This is a genomic window from Massilia pinisoli, from assembly GCF_024753285.1.
Classification (GTDB): domain Bacteria; phylum Pseudomonadota; class Gammaproteobacteria; order Burkholderiales; family Burkholderiaceae_D; genus Telluria; species Telluria pinisoli.
The window spans coordinates 1-16,374 of record NZ_JANUGW010000001.1 but is presented as its reverse complement, the minus strand read 5'-3'; the positions used below and the strand labels follow the sequence as shown (position 1 = coordinate 16,374).

Annotated in this window: 17 protein-coding genes; 6 read left to right on the top strand and 11 right to left on the bottom strand. The window is 68.0% G+C overall.

What is annotated here, in order from left to right; all coding sequences use genetic code 11:
- Nucleotides 1–465, bottom strand: coding sequence for a hypothetical protein (locus NX784_RS00085; RefSeq protein WP_258814631.1), 465 nt, complete (start codon nt 463–465; stop codon nt 1–3).
- A gap of 65 nt (nt 466–530) precedes the next feature.
- Here NX784_RS00085 and NX784_RS00080 point away from each other — a divergent pair, with 65 nt between their 5' ends.
- From NX784_RS00080 to NX784_RS00070, 3 genes are all read left to right on the top strand, one after another.
- Nucleotides 531–1,142, top strand: a complete 612-nt coding sequence (locus NX784_RS00080) for a YdcF family protein (RefSeq protein WP_258814630.1) — start codon at nt 531–533, stop codon at nt 1,140–1,142.
- A gap of 9 nt (nt 1,143–1,151) precedes the next feature.
- The gene (locus NX784_RS00075; RefSeq protein ID WP_258814629.1) at nt 1,152–1,772 is read left to right on the top strand and encodes a DUF6058 family natural product biosynthesis protein; all 621 of its coding nucleotides are present in this window, start codon (nt 1,152–1,154) and stop codon (nt 1,770–1,772) included.
- A 90-nt stretch (nt 1,773–1,862) separates the two neighbouring features.
- Nucleotides 1,863–2,327: a carboxymuconolactone decarboxylase family protein gene (locus NX784_RS00070; RefSeq protein ID WP_258814628.1), complete on the top strand. Its 465-nt coding sequence runs from the start codon at nt 1,863–1,865 to the stop codon at nt 2,325–2,327.
- On the opposite strand, the gene NX784_RS00065 is transcribed toward NX784_RS00070, so the two are convergent.
- From NX784_RS00065 to NX784_RS00045, 5 genes are all read right to left on the bottom strand, one after another.
- Nucleotides 2,328–2,693, bottom strand: coding sequence for a VOC family protein (locus NX784_RS00065; RefSeq protein WP_258814627.1), 366 nt, complete (start codon nt 2,691–2,693; stop codon nt 2,328–2,330).
- Nucleotides 2,694–2,818: 125 nt separating this feature from the next.
- Nucleotides 2,819–5,254 carry a sialidase family protein gene (locus NX784_RS00060; RefSeq protein WP_258814626.1) on the bottom strand — a complete coding sequence of 812 codons (2,436 nt, stop codon included), beginning with the start codon at nt 5,252–5,254 and terminating at the stop codon, nt 2,819–2,821.
- 352 nt (nt 5,255–5,606) lie between these two features.
- Nucleotides 5,607–6,524, bottom strand: a complete 918-nt coding sequence (locus tag NX784_RS00055; RefSeq protein WP_258814625.1) for an arginase family protein — start codon at nt 6,522–6,524, stop codon at nt 5,607–5,609.
- Entirely contained in the window at nt 6,521–7,285 is a 765-nt protein-coding gene (locus tag NX784_RS00050) for a helix-turn-helix domain-containing protein (RefSeq protein WP_258814624.1), read from the bottom strand. The genes NX784_RS00055 and NX784_RS00050 overlap by 4 nt, the downstream gene beginning before the upstream one ends.
- 31 nt (nt 7,286–7,316) lie before the next feature.
- A complete protein-coding gene (locus tag NX784_RS00045) occupies nt 7,317–7,772 on the bottom strand; it encodes a hypothetical protein (protein WP_258814623.1) in 456 nt (151 codons plus the stop codon).
- Between the two features lie 252 nt (nt 7,773–8,024).
- On the opposite strand from NX784_RS00045, the gene NX784_RS00040 reads away from it, so the two are divergent.
- Complete coding sequence (locus NX784_RS00040; protein ID WP_258814622.1) at nt 8,025–8,612, top strand: hypothetical protein; 588 nt, start codon at nt 8,025–8,027, stop codon at nt 8,610–8,612.
- Nucleotides 8,613–8,624: 12 nt separating this feature from the next.
- On the opposite strand, the gene NX784_RS00035 is transcribed toward NX784_RS00040, so the two are convergent.
- On the bottom strand, nt 8,625–10,310 hold the full coding sequence (locus tag NX784_RS00035; protein WP_258814621.1) for a glycoside hydrolase family 16 protein: 1,686 nt from the start codon (nt 10,308–10,310) through the stop codon (nt 8,625–8,627).
- A gap of 299 nt (nt 10,311–10,609) precedes the next feature.
- Nucleotides 10,610–11,185, bottom strand: a complete 576-nt coding sequence (locus NX784_RS00030) for a protein-S-isoprenylcysteine O-methyltransferase (RefSeq protein ID WP_258814620.1) — start codon at nt 11,183–11,185, stop codon at nt 10,610–10,612.
- 37 nt (nt 11,186–11,222) lie between these two features.
- Between NX784_RS00030 and NX784_RS00025 the strand changes: the two genes are divergently transcribed.
- On the top strand, nt 11,223–11,636 hold the full coding sequence (locus NX784_RS00025; protein ID WP_258814619.1) for a DoxX family protein: 414 nt from the start codon (nt 11,223–11,225) through the stop codon (nt 11,634–11,636).
- Nucleotides 11,633–11,986, top strand: a complete 354-nt coding sequence (locus NX784_RS00020) for a translation initiation factor Sui1 (RefSeq protein ID WP_258814618.1) — start codon at nt 11,633–11,635, stop codon at nt 11,984–11,986. The genes NX784_RS00025 and NX784_RS00020 overlap by 4 nt, the downstream gene beginning before the upstream one ends.
- 11 nt (nt 11,987–11,997) lie before the next feature.
- On the opposite strand, the gene NX784_RS00015 is transcribed toward NX784_RS00020, so the two are convergent.
- The 3 genes from NX784_RS00015 to NX784_RS00005 all read right to left on the bottom strand — a co-directional run bounded on the left by NX784_RS00015 (nt 11,998) and on the right by NX784_RS00005 (nt 15,844).
- A complete protein-coding gene (locus NX784_RS00015) occupies nt 11,998–14,385 on the bottom strand; it encodes a DNA polymerase II (RefSeq protein WP_258814617.1) in 2,388 nt (795 codons plus the stop codon).
- A gap of 3 nt (nt 14,386–14,388) precedes the next feature.
- Nucleotides 14,389–15,210, bottom strand: a complete 822-nt coding sequence (locus NX784_RS00010) for a ferritin-like domain-containing protein (RefSeq protein WP_258814616.1) — start codon at nt 15,208–15,210, stop codon at nt 14,389–14,391.
- Nucleotides 15,211–15,289: 79 nt separating this feature from the next.
- Entirely contained in the window at nt 15,290–15,844 is a 555-nt protein-coding gene (locus NX784_RS00005; RefSeq protein WP_258814615.1) for a hypothetical protein, read from the bottom strand.
- Between the last annotated feature and the right edge of the window lie 530 nt (nt 15,845–16,374).

Genomic DNA, 16,374 nt, shown 5'->3' with positions numbered 1-16,374 from the left:
TCACTTCTTGCGGTGCAGCCGCTGCACGCTGACGGGTTTCCCTGCGACGTATTCGATGAACTCGATATGGCGCCGATCGTAAATCAACGGAAAAATGATCCGCACCGCGTCGGCGGGGTTGCCGCACGTGCCGTCGCCCAGCTTCAGCAGATATGTGGGAATGCTGCCGGGGACGCCGGCGACGAATTTCTTGCCGTGGCCATCCACGTACACGGTACCCGGGCGTTCCTTGTGCAGGTCGAAACGCCGCGTGCACGTGGGCGCCGAGCGTTTCGGCGGGCGCCACGACAGAGTCGCGTCGTCGATCGCAAGGATGGCGTACCGGCCTTGCGCCTGGTCCGGATCGTCCGCCACCCAGCGCCCGTTGAACAGCGGCGGCTCGGCGCCCAGGACCGGACCGCAGGCCAGGGCCGCGACGAAGGCAAGCAGCGGGACCCGGCAGCGCGGGCTGGAAACGAATGTCATGTCAATGTGGGTGGAGCGGCGCGACGGGCCACCATGATAACGTCTTCGCGCTGGAACGGCACCGTATGAACACACGAGCAGACACCATCGACGACATCGGCCGCTACGTCATGCCGTCGTTTCCACCCTGCCCGTCCGACCTCGGCTTCCTGTTCGGCACGCGCCACGGCGTGCCCGAATTCTGCGACGCCGCGCTCCGCCTGTGGCAGGACGGCATGTTCCGCCGGCTGCTCGTCTCCGGGGGCCGCACCGGTGGCGCGCCGTTCGCGGAAGCGGACGTCATCGCGGACCACCTCGTCGGCCTCGGGATACCGGAGACGGCGCTCATCCTGGAAACGGCCGCGACGAACACGGGCGAAAACGTGCGCTTCGGCCGGGCCAGGGTCGCCGAGGTGATGGACGTCGCGGCGATCGGCAGCGTCGTCGTCATCGGCAAGGTCTGCTCGACGCGGCGCTACCTGATGACGTTGCGCCGGCACTGGCCGGGCCTCTCCGTCACGGTCAGCCCCGTCAACTATTTCGGCGTACCGGCCGACCGCTGGCACGAGCACGATGAATTCCGCGCGCGCGTGCTGGGCGAATTCGCCAAGATCCCGCGCTACCTGGCCGAAGGCTTCCTGACGGAGATCGACGACACTTCGACCGCGGCCGAATCGTCGGAGCATACACCGCGCTAGCATGGGCGCATGGAACTCATCGACTACCTTAACACGCACTTCCTCACCCGCGCGCAACTGCTCGCGGCCTGCGCGACCGCCCCCGCGCGGCTCGACGCATTCACCGCGGCCGGTACGATGCCCGCGCGGTCGTACCGGCTGCAGGTGCACATCGACTGCACCTCGTATTTCGGCGCGCATGCGGAGGACCACGCCATCGACTGGCATGCGCGCGGCAACGTCGCCTGGCTGCGGATGTTGTTGGAAGGCGCAGAGGATCCGTATGCGTGCTTTGCGGCGCGCTACCGGGCGGCGCTCGACACGCTCGACTTGTACCGCGCCGCGCCCATGCCCGCGCTGATGGCGGACGCGCACGTGCGCGAGGAATGGGGCCACTTCATCGCCGGCACCTATGGCCTGTGCACGCGCACGGGCCTGCCGGAAGACATTGCGGCGAAGGAGCTGGCGATCCGCGTCATCCGGCTGCTGACGGACGATGGCCGGCCGCTGGACGGTACGGAACGCATGCGGCTTGGCGATGCGATCGACCTGCTCGACCATGCCAGCAGCCCGTTCGCCCCGCACGAACGGGCGCGCAGCTCGCGCGGCCGCTACGTCGACGCACTGCGCCGGCAATACGATCTCAAATAATTCGGGGAACCTGTCACGAACGGGCGCGCCGTTTCGTCTAATGGACAGGAGGATGCATTTCGCACCCTCGTCCATTCGAAAGGAACCGTCATGTTGCACGCTCCCCGCATCAACCTGTTCGCCAACGCCCCGTCCGCGCTGAAGGCCATGGTCAACCTGTCGCAGACCGTCAAGCAGGGCGTCCTCGGCCCGCGCCTCGTCGAACTCGTCAACCTGCGCGTGTCGCAGCAGAACGGCTGCGGCGTGTGCGTCGACATGCACTGGCGCGACCTCGTCAAGCAAGGCGCCGACCCGCGCCACCTGAACAGCGTGGCCGCCTGGCGCGAATCGCCGTTCTTCAGCGACCGCGATCGCGCGGCGCTGGCCTGGGCCGACGCCGTCAACGGCCTGCCCCACCGCGACGACACGGACGCCGCCTGGCCGCAGCTGCGCGAGCATTTCAGCGACGCCGAGATCGCGGAGCTGGGCTATACGATCGCCGTCATCCGTGGCTGGAACGCGATCAACCTGTCGCTGCGCAATCCGATTCCCGTCGAGCCGCCGGCCGGCATGTGATCAGCGCACGGCGGCGGAATCGAACAGCGGGTTCTCGATGAGACCGAGGACGTTGCCGAACGGGTCGTTCAATTCCGCCACCTTGATACCCTCGCCCACGTCCTGGATCGCCGTGCGGACGGTGGCGCCCAGCCCGACGATGCGCTCGACGTCGGCGGCGATGTCGTCCACGCCCCAGAACGCGGTGGACCCGGTCGTGCCGGGCGTGCCGTCGGGGACGAGGCCCAGCTCGAAGCCGCCGACGGCGAAACCGACGTAGAACGGCTGGTCGAAGTAAGGCTGGACGCCGAACACGTCGGCGAACCAGGCCTTGGCGCGGCCCAGGTCGGCCACGGGATAGGTCACGGTGCGTAATCCCTTGATCATGGAAGTCTCCTGTCGAAAAACCACATGATGCCCGTTCCATGGCCCGGTGGATTGGAAAAATGGAAGATGCGCCCGCGCGCACAAAAAAAGGGCAGCCGAAGCTGCCCTTTTGCACACGGTCGACCTTAGTTGCTGTAGATGATGCCGCGACCGGTACCGCTGAAGTAGATGCGGCCGTACGAGTTCCAGTCGCCCGCGATGGCGCCGATGCCGCCGTACTGGTGAGCGTCGTCGTTGAAGCGCGACCAGGTGGCGCCCGCGTCGTCGGAACGGTAGATGCCCCACACGCCGTTGCGCGTGCCCACCACGTAGACGGCGGCCGTGTACGATGCGCCGGCCTTGGCCTTGCCCAGGGCGATGGCGCTGGTGCCCTGCGCATCCCCCGTCGTGCCTGAGCCCTTCACCGTCGCGAAGCCGCTCAGCTTCGTCCAGGTCGCACCGGAATCGGTCGAGTGGAACAGAGCTTCACCGTCGGCCAGCCACAGGTCGCCCTCGGCGTTCGGGTTCGCCACCATCGACGTGGTCCAAAACGCGTTCGGCGCCAGCTTCGCCGACGTCGAACCCGCGCTCAGCGTGAACGTATGACCGCCGTCCGTCGAGACGTAGACCTTGCCCGCCGTGCCCCACGACGCGCCGCCCGAGTCGTAGGCGTAGACCTTGCTCGCGTTCTTGCGGTCCGCCACGAGGCGGTAGCCGCGATCCCAGCCGTTGGCGACGCTCGGCAGCGCCGGCAGGTTCGTTGCGGTCCAGTTCGAGCCGCTGTCCGTCGAGTACGACGGCACGGAATTGGCAGGCGCCCAGATCACGTTGTTGCGCGACGGGACCACCAGGCTCGACGAACCGCCCTTGTTCGTCGCGGCACCCGCGGGAAGCGCGGCGAAGTTCTTCCACGTTGCGCCGCCGTCGCCGGACCAGAAGCCAAACGCAGTCCCGGACGAGTTGACGACGCCCGAACCCGCGATGTAGTTCGGGTCGGCCCACGCCAGGTCGGCGGCGTTGCCGTTGCTCCAGTTGTTAAACGGCGTCTTCGTCGGCGTCGCCGCGAGGTCCGTCTGCAGCCACGTGCCGATGTCGCCCGCGCTGATGATGAACTTGTACGACGCACCCGGCGGCGGCGTGACGATGGCGTTGGTGGCCGTCTCCTCGAGGTTCGTCACGTTGCCGCTCCAGGTCGGCGAGGTCGCCGAGGCGTTCAGCGTCTCCACGATGCCGCCGCCGTGCACGTGCGAGATGTGGTCGGGGTTGCTCGGATCGATCTCGATGTCGTCCACCCAGCCGCTGACGGCGCCGCCGCCGCCGGCATGCGGCATGCCCTGCTCGATTTCCTTCCACGTCGCACCGCCGTCGACCGACAGCTGGACGACCTGGCCGGAGCCCCAGGTGTTGGAGACGCCCAGCGCGATGTGGGCCGTCGAACCGGAACCGTAGACGGACAGGCCGCCGTAGCCGCCATTGTCGTAGCTGGCGAGCTGCGTGAAGGTCGTGCCGTCGAACTTGTACAGTTTGCCCGGACCGGCGATCGACGGGCCGCCGCCCTGGCTGAACGGCACGTAGATCATGCCGTCGGACGCGCGCACCATGTGCGGGATGAAGCCGGAGACCGGCGTCGTGACCGGTGCCCACGACGCGCCGCCGTCAGTCGATTTGTACAGGTTCGATTTCAGCCCGGCCGCGGTGACGTAGTCGGGCGCGATGGCCACGTAGATCGTCTGCGTGGCCGTGCCGCTGCCCTTGGTGCTCGTGTCGAACAGGACCGTCTCGATGCCGCCGTCATGGGTCTGGTCCGACGTCATCGTGATGGACGACAGCGACGTGACCTGCGCCCAGGTCTTGCCGGAGTCCGTGCTCTTCCACAGGCCGGCCATGCGCGAGCCGAAGAACAGCGTCGACGGCTTGTTCGGGTCGACCATCAGGCGTTCGCCGAGCGGACGGCCGCCGTTGTTGCCGCCCATGGCGAACGGCACGTCGTAATGCGTCCACGTGGCGCCGCGGTCGCTCGAGACATAAATGCGGCCATTGCCTTCAAACGTGTACATCCCGGTCATCATGTACACGAGCTGGTCGTTGTTCGGATCGAGGGCGATACTTTCGATGCCGTGGAAGCGGCTTTCCGGTCCACTGAATCCAATGCCGTCCGTGATCGGCGTCCAGGACTTCGACGTGTCGTTCCAGCGATACGCGCCGCCGATGTCGGTGCGCGCATACAGCACGTTCGCCGACGTCGGGTGATAGATGAGGCCCGTGACGTAGCCGCCGCCGCCCCATTTCACGCTCGTCCACGTGGCAGATGCGCCGCTGGCGTCCGTGCCGGGGCTCGTGGTGCCGGTGCTCCCCGTGTCGGTGGTGCCGCCGGTGGAACCCGTCGAACCGGTACTCCCGGTGCTGCCCGTGCTTCCCGTGGCGCCCGTGCTGCCGGTGCCGCCCGTGCCGGCGGGCGTACCCGTACCGGCCGTGGTGCCGGAAGTGCCGGAACCGCCGCCACCGCCACCGCCGCAACCTGCGGCAAGGCTCATCGCGAGGATCGCCAGGACGATGGTGCGCTTCCTGTATGTCGTGTTCATGAAAGTCTCCGCCAAAAAGGGAAAGTTGTCATTGGAATGTGCCGGTATGGTGGGCAGCATGGCTGCGCCGGACCGATACGTCACCCGGCCGCTGGGGCGGTGACGGTTTCCGGCAGTCGGAGGAATCCAGCTTTGGCGCGACCTCGACATCGCTGTCGTGCCGGCCGTCTTTCACGCGTACGCAACGGCGTTTTGCGTTGCACGCGCGTTCACGGACCCGCGGCGTGGCCGATTGGACCCGTTGCGTCTCTTGCATACCTCGTACCCTTGCGGCATTGTGGGAGACGCCACAAGGGTTGGCAATTATCAAGACCGCCAAACCGCTGAATGAAATTTCTCAGTAGAAGCGGTGTTAGCGGAACGACAAGCGGCCCAGAAGGCCGACGAGCAGGCGTGCGTAGCGCCCGTCGGGATCGAGGTCGGGATCGAAGACGGTGACCGTCATGCCGGCGCACCGTGGATCGGGCAACAGGCCGGAAAGGACGAGCACGAGGTCGTCCGGCGCGATACCGGGCGAGCCAGGGCTGTCGACGGCCGGCATGACGGCGGCGTCGAGCACGTCGACGTCCAGGTGCACCCAGAAACGGTGGTGCGATGCAGCGTCGAGCGTGCGGCGTGCGCGGGCCAGCACGGCGTGCGCTCCCATCTCGTTTGCCGCGAACACGTCGATGCGTTCGATGGCCGTGTCGTTCACGTCCGGCCACGCGAAATCGGGGTCGCGCCCTTCCCGCTCGCCGATCTGAACGACGTGACGGTCGTGCACGAGCGGCGTCGGCACGCCGGGCCAGTCCGTCATCAACGCCTCGCCGCGACCCGTCGCCAGCGCGAGATCCATGCCGGCCACGGCACCCAGCGTGGTCGCCGGGTCGTAGTTGCCGGGATGACGGAAGTCGCTGTGACCGTCGGCGTGGACGAGCGCCAGCGGCCCATGGCGGCGCGCGCCCGCCAGCGCGCCGAGCAGGATCGAGCAATCGCCGCCGACGACGAGCGTGAACGCAGCGCGCGCACATGTGGCGTCCACGTGGTCGGCCAGCGCGAGGTTGAACGCGCGCATGGCGATCCCGTTGCGCAGCCGGGTGCCCGGATCGGGGCCGGGTTTCCATGCCGGCCGCGCCATCACGATGGGCGCGCCGGCACCGACCGCGTCCAGCAGGCCCGCGTCGAACAGGGCGTCGGGTGCGCGCCAGGTGCCCGGCTCATGCCCGGGCCGCAGGGGACGCAAGCCGAGGTTCGATGGCGCGGCGATAACCTGGACGATCCGCCCGCTCATGCGGCCACCCGGCGCACGAACGACTCCGGCGTCGCGTCGGCGAACTGGCGGAACGCGTGGATCAGGTGCGACTGGTCGTAATAGCCGCAGTCGCCGGCGAGCAGCGCCCAGTCGATGGCGCCGGGCCGCGCCCGCAGCGCCGCATGCGCGCGGCGGAAGCGGCATACCATGGCGAACGTCTTTGCGGGCAGGCCCACGCGCTCGCGGAACAGCAGCGCCAGGTGCTGGCGCGTGACGCCCAGATCGGACGCGACGTCATCGATGCGCTGCGCGCCGCCGTCCGCCTCGATCCGCGCGACGGCCGCGCGCGAGAGCAGGTCCGCGCGTACGGGCTCGCGTGCGCGCAGGCGCGCGAGCAGCGCCTGCTCGACGATCGCCAGCCGTGCTTCGGCCGTCTGCTCGCGCTCCCACAACGCGGCGGCCAGCGCCTCGGCATCCGCGCGCGGCCACAGGTCGGCGAGCGCGGGGTGGCCGTCCTGCAGTTCGCACAGCGGCAGGTCGAAGAACGCGCGCGCGGCACCGGGCAGGAAGCGCACGGCGACGGTCAGCACGGGCGTCGCCATCGACACGTGATGGGGACGCGACATCATGCCCGCGACCTTGCCCAGCGGCGCCGCGTCCTGCCACAGGATGTCGATGCAATTGTCGGGCAGGACGCGCGTGCGCACGGGCGCGCCGTCCGGCATGGCGAGGCTCGTCCACAGGCAGGCGACGTGGCCGGCCAGCGCCGGATGGGGCGGGAATTCGCGGTACAGGTGCATGGTGGTGCCAGTATAGACCGCCCGGCGGATGTCACGCCGCGACGCGGCGCGCGACACGGTGCTGGCGGTGAACGAGCGCGCAGCCGAGCGCGAAGCCGATGCCGGCCAGCCCCCACACGATGGCGGCGACGACCTGGAACGTGGTGCGCAGTTCCGGATGCGTGACGGCCAGCGGGACGAGGATCAGGGCGCGCGGCAGACAGACTGCGGCCATCGCGGCAAGGCCCGTCCGCAGCAACGGCGGACGGCGCACGATGCCCAGCGCCGCGCCGGCATACCAGCCGCACGTGGCCATCAGCAGCGCGATGGCCACTGCGCCCACGGGCGCGAGCCAGGTGCCGGCGCGGGCGGACGCGACGACGGACGGCGGGGCGCCGAAATAGGCATACCAGGCTGGGCCGGCCGGAATGGCAGCCACGTGGATCAGCGCGCCCACGACCGCAATGGCGGCGGCCAGGGCGATCCATGGCCGGCTCGAATCGTGCATGGCTGTCTCCTTGTCGTTGATTTAGAGGGAACCCACGTGATCATGCCATGGCGGCCACAGCCAAAGTGCGCGCATTGTCACGAGCACCCTATCAGAACGCACGGGGCCGCCGCGCTGGCGTCCGCGCGATGGGCGCCTATACTGGGGAGATTCGTCTCAGCCAGCGCGCCGGGTTTGCCCCGGTGCATGTCCTTCCCTCGCGTTCGCGTCGCAGGAAGCGATGTCGCACGCCTCGACCACAGGAGACACAGCATGCTTGCATCCCACCTGACCCACCGCCGCACGTGGCTGGCACTCGTCCTGGCCGCCGCCAGCGCCGCGCCGTACGCCGCCGCCCCCGACACCGACGCCGACCTCGCCACGGCCATGAGCGACACGAACAGCCGTGCCATGCGCGGCCGCGAGCTCGTGCCGCCGGGCGTGATCCTGAACCTGAAAGGCAAGCAGAGGAGTCTCGTGTGGCAGGGCAGCTACATCGTCAACACGACAGGTTGCATCGATTGCCACACGCACCCGAGCTATTCGCCCGGCGGCGACCCGTTCAAGGGTCAGCCGGAGCGGGTCAACGCCGAGCAATACATGTCCGGCGGGCGCCAGTTCGGCCCCTTCACGGCGCCGAACCTGACGCCGGACAACGCCGGCCGCCCCGCCGGTCTCACGCGCGACCAGTTCGTGCAGACGCTGCGCACCGGCCACGATCCGCGCGATCCGGCCGGCGACATCCTGCAAGTGATGCCCTGGCCGGCCGTCGGCAAGATGACGACGAAGGATTTGTACGCCATCTACGAATACCTGCGCGCGATCCCGTCGCTGCCCGACAATCCGAACCCCGGGCCGTGACGGGATCGTCGCTCACTGCATCGTACAGGTCTGCAGCGCCGTGTCGACAGCGTAGTTGCGCGCCGTGTCCCAGTACGTGAAGCTGTAGCGCACGACGTCGCCGATCTTCAGGCCGCCGGCGATGTACGTGTTCGTCGTGCCGTCCAGGCGCATGCGCACGTTCTGCTGGGTGCCGTTGTTCACCGTGTAGTGGACGTCGGCCCAGCCGCCCGTCGTCGTCGTGAACTGCAAGGTGGTCGCCGACGTCTGCGTCGCGTACGTCGGGCCGGATGGCGGCGGGGTCGAGGTGCCGGAGTCCCACACGATGTCGTCGATGGCGAACTGGAACGTCGACGCGGGCAGATTGTTCGCGTCGCTGGAGATCATGAAGATGTCCAGCAGCGACTGCAGCGCCACCTTGGGCCCGATCAGCGTGGACACGGGAATGCTGCCCTGCGCCCAATCGCCGTTGCGCACGAGGCCATAGGCCGTCGTGTTCGCGGGGAAGTTCACCCAGTTCTGGTTCGTGTACGTGTCGCCGACGCCGATGTTGAACGACACGTTCGCGGGGATCTTGATGCGGAACTTCATCGTGCCGTTGCGGTAGTTCGTCAGGTCGCGCGCCTGGCGCGTCTGCACGCCGCCGCCGAACCACTGGCCTGGCGCCGTGTACGCCCAGGCGATCACGTTGCTGCCTTCGTACGGCGGCATAGTGCCCGCGCCGGACGAGGCGCTGTTCCACAGGTAGATGTCGGAACTCGTGCCGGCCACGAGCTTGTTGTTCACCGGCGTGTTGTCCGTGAAGACGCCGAACTTGCCAGCCACTTCCGGCACGGTCTGGTTGCCCAGCTTGACGCTGCCCTTCCCGTCCAGCTGGTACACGCGGATGTAGTCGACGTACATCGTGCCCGGCAGCGGCGCCGTCACCTGGCCAGGGGTCGCGGCATCCGTGAAATTGCCGCCCACGGCAAGGTTCAGCAGCAGGTAGAACGGCGCCTGCAGCGACGTCGAATTCACCGGGAGCGGCGCATCGTACATATCGTGCTCGACGCCGTTGTCGACGGTCGTGAAGCGCATCTGGCTCTCGGTCCAGTACAGCCGGTACGTGACGAAGCGGTTCGCCAGCGACGTCGTCGGCACGTACCAGTTCTTCGTCTGCCACGCGGTCGACGCGGCACAGCTCTCGTTGCCCGGCACACACGCGGCCTGCTGCCACGTGATCACGTTGGAGCCGACGAAGTTGTTGGCCGACGGCGAGCCGGCCGCCGCGCGCACGGACGCCTTGTGGCCCATCTCCATGATGTCGATCTCGCCGTTGCGCGGCCACGTCTGCGCGCTCGTGCCCAGCATCCACGCGGCGGGCCACAGCCCCGTTGCGATGTTCGGGGTCGCCATGCGGATCTCGATCATCCCGTACTGCACCTGCACCTTGCCGTGGGTGTCGACCTTCCCGGAGGTGAACACATTGCTGCCCACCGTCTGGTTCTGCGCGCGGATCGCGAGCGCGCGCGTGCCCGGCTCGAACGGCACGTCCGCGATCGACACGTTGTTCGGGCTGTAGTACTCCAACTCCTGGTTGCCGTAGCCGCACAGGTTGATCTGGCAGCCGTTGCCGTCCGTGGCCGTCCAGCGCGACGCATCGAGACTCGGGCCATTGAATTCCTCGGACCACAGCAGCTGGCCGACGGCCGGGCTCGTGACACCGGCCGACGCGTGCATCGCACATGCGCACAGCCCGGCGGCAGCAACTGCGTGGAAAGCTTTCCATACAGAGCGAGATTTCTGGTTGTCGTTATTCACTTCGACTCCTCTGTTTCACTGCGAAGAATTGCGGACGTCCTGGACGCACGCCCACGCCGTGCCGGCTCGATCACCGGTCTTGTTGGGATTTTCGTGGATACTCGAGTTGGAATCGTTTCCAAAACGGAGACGAAAATATAGCCCTGTTCAGCCGATGCGTCAAATCGAATCGTGCGCGCCGTTGATCCAATCTCGGCCACGCCGGGGCGGCAGCGGCGTCAGCGCCGCAACGAAGGCAACAGGCGGTTGGTGCGCGCCTGATAGGCCGCGTAGTCGCCGCCAAAATGGGCGAGCATCATCGCTTCTTCGTGATCGATCCGGGCAAAGTACAACAGGCTGAATGCGAGCAGAAACGCCGGGGCCACGACGGCATTGCCGATCAACAGCAGCTGCGCAGTCGCGATGACGAACAAGGCGGTGTACATCGGATGCCGGATCCTGCTGTAGATGCCGTCGCAAACCAGGTGATGCGCCTCCTTGAGCTCCAGAGTCGAGGAAAACTGGCGGCCCAGGTCGCGATGCGATTTCCAGAACAGGAACACGCCGGCCACGGCGAGCGCCGCGCCCAATGCGCCTTGGGAAAGCGCGACCTCGTAGTCGGCGAAACGGAACCACGGCGTGAGGAAGTACAGCAGCGGCATCGTCGTCGAGCCCGTGAACACGAGCAGCAGGCAGAATCGCTCCATCGCCCCCTTGCGCGATTCGACGGTGCCGATCTTCTTGTTCCTGACTTCCAGCGGCGCGCGAATGATGAAGCACAGGACGAACATGGCGATGAAGACGCCGTCGAACACTCCCGGATGATGCATCGCTCCCCCGTCGATGGTTGGTTTGCGTGGATGGTACCATCCGCAGCCTTGCAGATCACTTGCTTTCGCGCCGCCGCGATGTGAAGATCGCTACCTGTACGGTGAAATCCGCGGGCTCGCCACCGCGCTCGCGGGCTTCGGCTTCCCATTCCTGCTCGTGCAGGCACACCTCGTCAACCTGGCGGAGACGGGCGGCGTGCTGCTGATCGCGCCGGGCATCCTCGTGCGACCCATGTGCGCGATCCTCATCCTCATCTTCGCCACGGGCGTCGTCCTGATCCACTGGCAGCTCGGCTTCTTCATCCTCGGCCCGGGCGAAGGCGGCTGGGAATTCAGCGCCCTCCTCATCGCCTGTTTCGCCGCCGTCGCCCTCGATCACGGGCCGGCTGGTACACTCGCGCGATCGACAGATCAACTCCAACCGAACCGACCATGAAGCATGCAAGCAGCGGCCTCGTTTACTCCACCGACGGCGGCCGCATGTGCCCCGGCTGCCGCCAGCCCGTCGCGTCGTGCGCGTGCAAGGCCGCCGCCGTACCCGCAGGCGACGGCATCGCGCGCGTGTCGCGGCTATCGAAGGGCCGCGGCGGCAAGACCGTCACCATCGTCAAGGGCCTCGCGCTCGATGCGGCTGCGCTGGCGGCGCTGGGCAAGCAGTTGCGCACCGCATGCGGCTCCGGCGGAACCGTGAAGGATGGTGTGATCGAGGTGCAGGGCGATCACTGCGACCTCGTGATGGACGTCCTCGGCAAGCAGGGGCATCGTGCGAAGCGCGCCGGTGGCTAAACCGCGGCCCGTCAGAACAGGGCACCCTGCGGGCTCGTGAGTCGCGCGAAGCTGTCGTCCAAAAAAGGCAGGATGCCGTCCGCGACGGGCTCCAGCTGCTTCGTCAGGTAGTGCTCGTAGTCGATCGGAGTGCGCCGCGGGTCCAGCGTGTCCATGGGTTCCGGGCCCGACGTCGTCATCACGTAGCGGATCCACCCGCCATTGCGATACGGCGCAGGGCGGCCCTGGCGCACGTGGAATTCGTCGGCCGCGCGCGCCGCGCGCACGTGCGGCGGGACGTTGCGCTCGTACTCGACGAGCGGCCGGCGCAGGCGTTTGCGGTACACGAGCTGCTCGTCGAATTCGCCGCGCAAGGTGCGCGCCACGTAGTCGCGCACATAGTCCTCGTACGGTTCGCCGCGGAACACGCGGCCGTACAACTCTTGCTGGAAGGTCTGCGCCAGCGGCGTCCAGTCCGTGCGCACGGTCTCCAGGCCCTTGAAGATCATCTCCTCGCCGCCGTCAGCGCCACGCACGAGTCCCGCGTAGCGCTTCTTGCTGCCCTCTTCCGAGCCCCGCACGGTCGGCATCAGGAAGCGCCGGAAGTGCGTCTCGTACTCGAGTTCCAGCGCGCTCTCCAGCTGCAAGGTATCGGCCAGGTGCGTCCGCCACCAGCCGTTCACGTGGTCGACAAGCGCGCGGCCGATGCGCGCGGCCTCGTCCTCGCCGTGCGCGCGGCCGAGCCATACGAACGTCGAATCCGTGTCGCCGTAGATCACCTGGTAGCCCTGCGCCTCGATCAGCTCCCGCGTGCGATGCATGATCTCGTGGCCGCGCATCGTGATCGACGACGCGAGACGCGGGTCGAAGAAACGGCATCCGGTCGTCCCCAGCACGCCGTACATCGAGTTCATGATGATCTTCAGCGCCTGCGACAGCGGCGCGTTGCGCGCGCGCTTGGCGGCATCGCGGCCCTCCCACACACGCGTGACGATGCCCGGCAGGCAGTGCTGCGTGCGCGAGAAGCGCGCGCCTCGGAAACCCGGCACCGTGTCCTGTTCCGGCTCCTCGAGACCCGCGACGAGGCCCACGGGATCGATCAGAAACGTGCGGATGATGGACGGGTACAGGCTTTTATAGTCCAGCACGAGCACCGAGTCGTACAGGCCGGAGCGCGAATCCATCACGAAGCCGCCGGGGCTGTCCGCACCGGGCACGTCGCCGATGTTCGGCGCCACGCGGCCGAGCCGGTGCATCAGCGGGATGTACGCGTGTTCGAATGCGGCGACGGACCCGCCGCTGCGGTCGGCCGCCAGGCCCGTCACGCTGGCGCGCTCCAGCAGGAAGGTCATGAGCCCCGACTTCTCGACGATGCGCGTGACGAGCACGCAGTCCTGCAGGTTGTACGTCGCCAGCGCCGGCTTGTCTTCGTCGAACATGCGGTCGATTTCCGCCATGCGGTCGTACGGATTGTCGATCGCCTTCCCTTCGCCCAGCAGGCTTTGCGCCACGTGCTCCAGCGAGAACGACGGGAAGCTCCACGTGGCCGAACGCAGCGCCTCGATGCCGTCGATGACGAGGCGGCCCGCCACGCCCGCGAACCAGTGCTCCTGGCGCCCGCCGTGTTCGCGCCATTCGATCGCGCTGCCGTCGCGGCCCAGCCGGAGCGGGCGCTGCATCTGCTGCGCGTGCTGCTGCAGGATGCGCAGGTCGAACTGCACGAGGTTCCAGCCGATGATGGCGTCCGGGTCGTGGCGGCGGAACCAGTCTTCCAGCCGGTCGAGCAGGTCGCGGCGCGTTTCGCACACCTCGTAGTCGAAATCGAGCCGGGACGCATCGCCGTTCGCGGGCCCCAGCATGTACACCTGGCGCTGGCCGCAGCCTTCCAGCGCGATCGAGCGCAGCTCGCCCTGCATCGTCGTCTCGATGTCGAGCGACGCGGTCGACAGCACGGGCCGATAGTCCTGCACGGGCTTCAGCTGCGCGTCGACGAGAAGCCGCGGGTCGGCAGCGTCGGGCGTGCCCGCATAGGCGACGGGCGCGGTAATAAAACGCTCCATCAGGTAGCGCTCGGGCGGGCGCACGTCCGCCTCGTACACGTCGATACCGTGCTCGCGCAAGCGCTTTTCCAGCCGGAGCAGATGGCGGTACTGCGTGCAGTACAGGCCCAGCACGGGACGGTGGTGGAAGTCGCGCAGCGACAGGTCGCGCAGTTCCACGCCCCGCTCGCGCGCCAGCAGCAGCTTCGCCGTGTCGCCCTGCTCCGCCGGGATGAACGCGACGGCCGGCTGCGGCGCCAGCCGCACGCGGCGCGGGCCGTCCGGCGTGGCGAGCCAGAACTCGACTTCGACGCCGGCATCCGTGTCGCGCCAGTGGCGCGTGAGCAGGAAGCCCTGCGCCAGGAAGCCCTCCGTGTCCATGGCTCAGGCGTCCAGCGGGTCGGCGTCGAAGCGCGCGACCTCCGCGTCGGTGAAGCCGGCCGCACGGCGGGCGGCCACGTTGAACGGCCCTTTCAGCACGGGCGCCTTGTACTGCGCCGTCAGCGCGTCGTACGTCGCCACCGGTTCCAGACCTCGCTGTGCGCACAGGTGGAAGTACCAGCGGTTGCCGATCGCCACGTGCCCGACCTCGTCGCGCAGCAGCACGTCGAGGATGCGCGCGGCCGCCTCGTCGCCGGCCTGCGCGAGCTTGGCACGCAGCGGCGGGATCGCGTCGAGGCCGCGCGCTTCCATCGTGCGCGGCACGAGGGCCATGCGCGCGAGGACGTCGCCGCTGGTCTTCGCGACCATCTCCCACAGGCTGTCGTGGCCGGGAAAGTCGCCGTACGCCCAGCCGAGCGCGCGCAGGTGCGCGGCCAGCAGGTCGAAATGACGGGCTTCCTCGGCCGCCACGCGCAGCCAGTCGGTGTAGTAGGCGTCCGGCATGCCGGCGAAGCGCCAGACGGCGTCCAGCGCGAGGTTCACGGCATTGAATTCGATGTGGGCCAGCGCATGGACGAGCATCGCACGGCCTTCCGGCGTGGCCATCGAGCGACGGCCGACGAGGCGCGGGGGCACGAGCTCAGGACGCGCGGGACGGCCCGGCACGATGGCGTCGTCCGCGTGCAGGACGGCTGCCGCGTCGAGCGTGCACGTACCGGCAGCGGCGGCCGCGGCCAGCGCGGCCACGCCTTGCGTCTTCGCGCCCGGATCGGTCTCGGTCAAACAGGCCAGCGCGCGTGCGCGCAGCGCCAGGGGAAGCGCCATGGTGGTCCTCTGCGACAAAAGGCGGCAGTTTACCATCCGGCGCCCCTCGGCGCGAGGCGGGACCCTGAGGTGGGCTCTCTTATTGCTGCTGGACGGGCGGCGGGCTGCTTTGCGGCGGAACGTTCGGCTCCTGCATGTCGGGCTGGTGCATGTTCTGCGGCGGCAGGCCGCTCGTCTGGCCCGTGCTCGGCGGGACGGCGTCGTCCTTGCCCGCGCCCGCGCCGGTGGCTCCCATCGTCGAGTTGCCGTAGGCCGTGGCGCCCGGCTGCGCGGGTGCGGCCGGGGCGGCGGTCGTCGTGGCGACGACCCGTTCCGACACCTCGCCCTTCGGTGCCTGGGCCAGCAGCTGCGGTGCATGGGCCATGTCGTGCTGGTAGATCTGGCGCGCCTGTTTCAGGCAGGCGGCGCGGCTGCCGGCCGACTTGTGCTTGCACGCCGTCTGCTGCTCCGCGTAGGCGGCATTGATCTCCTTCTTCAAGGTGGCCATGCGCTGGGCCTTCGTCGTGTCGCCCGTGGTCCAGCGGGCCGGGTCTTTCGCGGCCTTCGGATGGTTGCCGGCCAGTGCAGGCACGGTGGCCGCGCACAGCGCGCACGCGATCCATGCGCCGCGCAGGATACTTGATGCTTGACTCATCTCGACCTCCTGATAGCGTAGAAAAGGCGACGCCGGACGGCGTCGACCGGGATCCCGTCGGCTCGGGGCCGGGCCGCGGCGGCGACCGCGGCCGGGCCCGGAATCGACGGGTATGCGGTCAGTATAGTGCGAGCGCGCGGATGACCTGCGTTCCTTTCCTCTTGTCAAAATAATTAGTAAAAATTTCAACACCAATAACGCCGCCATACGAATATTTCATAGATGACGCGAAAAATGGATGGGGTCGCCATGGCGTTTCGTGCCTAGAATCCGGGCGTACTGGCCGATAGCGCCTTGACAATAACGATACCGGAGACCGATGACGCACCCTTTATTCGCTCTGCCGTCCCTTGCGCGCCGCTGCCGGCACGCCGCCTACGTTTCCGCTTGACGAGACAAACCTCATGAATCTGATTTCCCGCCTGGACTCCATCGTCTTCCTGATCTACTTCGTCGTCGTCGCCGGCTACGGCTGGTGGGTGTACCGCCGCAAAAAGTCTGCGAACACCTCGGCCTCGCACGACTACTTC

Coding starts and splice junctions, on each gene's coding strand:
- NX784_RS00010 (WP_258814616.1), bottom strand. CDS start 15,210: ATGGCGCTTCCCCTGGCGCTGCGCGCACGCGCGCTGGCCTGTTTGACC.
- NX784_RS00005 (WP_258814615.1), bottom strand. CDS start 15,844: ATGAGTCAAGCATCAAGTATCCTGCGCGGCGCATGGATCGCGTGCGCG.
- NX784_RS00065 (WP_258814627.1), bottom strand. CDS start 2,693: ATGATCAAGGGATTACGCACCGTGACCTATCCCGTGGCCGACCTGGGC.
- NX784_RS00040 (WP_258814622.1), top strand. CDS start 8,025: ATGCTTGCATCCCACCTGACCCACCGCCGCACGTGGCTGGCACTCGTC.
- NX784_RS00060 (WP_258814626.1), bottom strand. CDS start 5,254: ATGAACACGACATACAGGAAGCGCACCATCGTCCTGGCGATCCTCGCG.
- NX784_RS00070 (WP_258814628.1), top strand. CDS start 1,863: ATGTTGCACGCTCCCCGCATCAACCTGTTCGCCAACGCCCCGTCCGCG.
- NX784_RS00055 (WP_258814625.1), bottom strand. CDS start 6,524: ATGAGCGGGCGGATCGTCCAGGTTATCGCCGCGCCATCGAACCTCGGC.
- NX784_RS00045 (WP_258814623.1), bottom strand. CDS start 7,772: ATGCACGATTCGAGCCGGCCATGGATCGCCCTGGCCGCCGCCATTGCG.
- NX784_RS00020 (WP_258814618.1), top strand. CDS start 11,633: ATGAAGCATGCAAGCAGCGGCCTCGTTTACTCCACCGACGGCGGCCGC.
- NX784_RS00085 (WP_258814631.1), bottom strand. CDS start 465: ATGACATTCGTTTCCAGCCCGCGCTGCCGGGTCCCGCTGCTTGCCTTC.
- NX784_RS00080 (WP_258814630.1), top strand. CDS start 531: ATGAACACACGAGCAGACACCATCGACGACATCGGCCGCTACGTCATG.
- NX784_RS00075 (WP_258814629.1), top strand. CDS start 1,152: ATGGAACTCATCGACTACCTTAACACGCACTTCCTCACCCGCGCGCAA.
- NX784_RS00015 (WP_258814617.1), bottom strand. CDS start 14,385: ATGGACACGGAGGGCTTCCTGGCGCAGGGCTTCCTGCTCACGCGCCAC.
- NX784_RS00035 (WP_258814621.1), bottom strand. CDS start 10,310: ATGCACGCGTCGGCCGGTGTCACGAGCCCGGCCGTCGGCCAGCTGCTG.
- NX784_RS00050 (WP_258814624.1), bottom strand. CDS start 7,285: ATGCACCTGTACCGCGAATTCCCGCCCCATCCGGCGCTGGCCGGCCAC.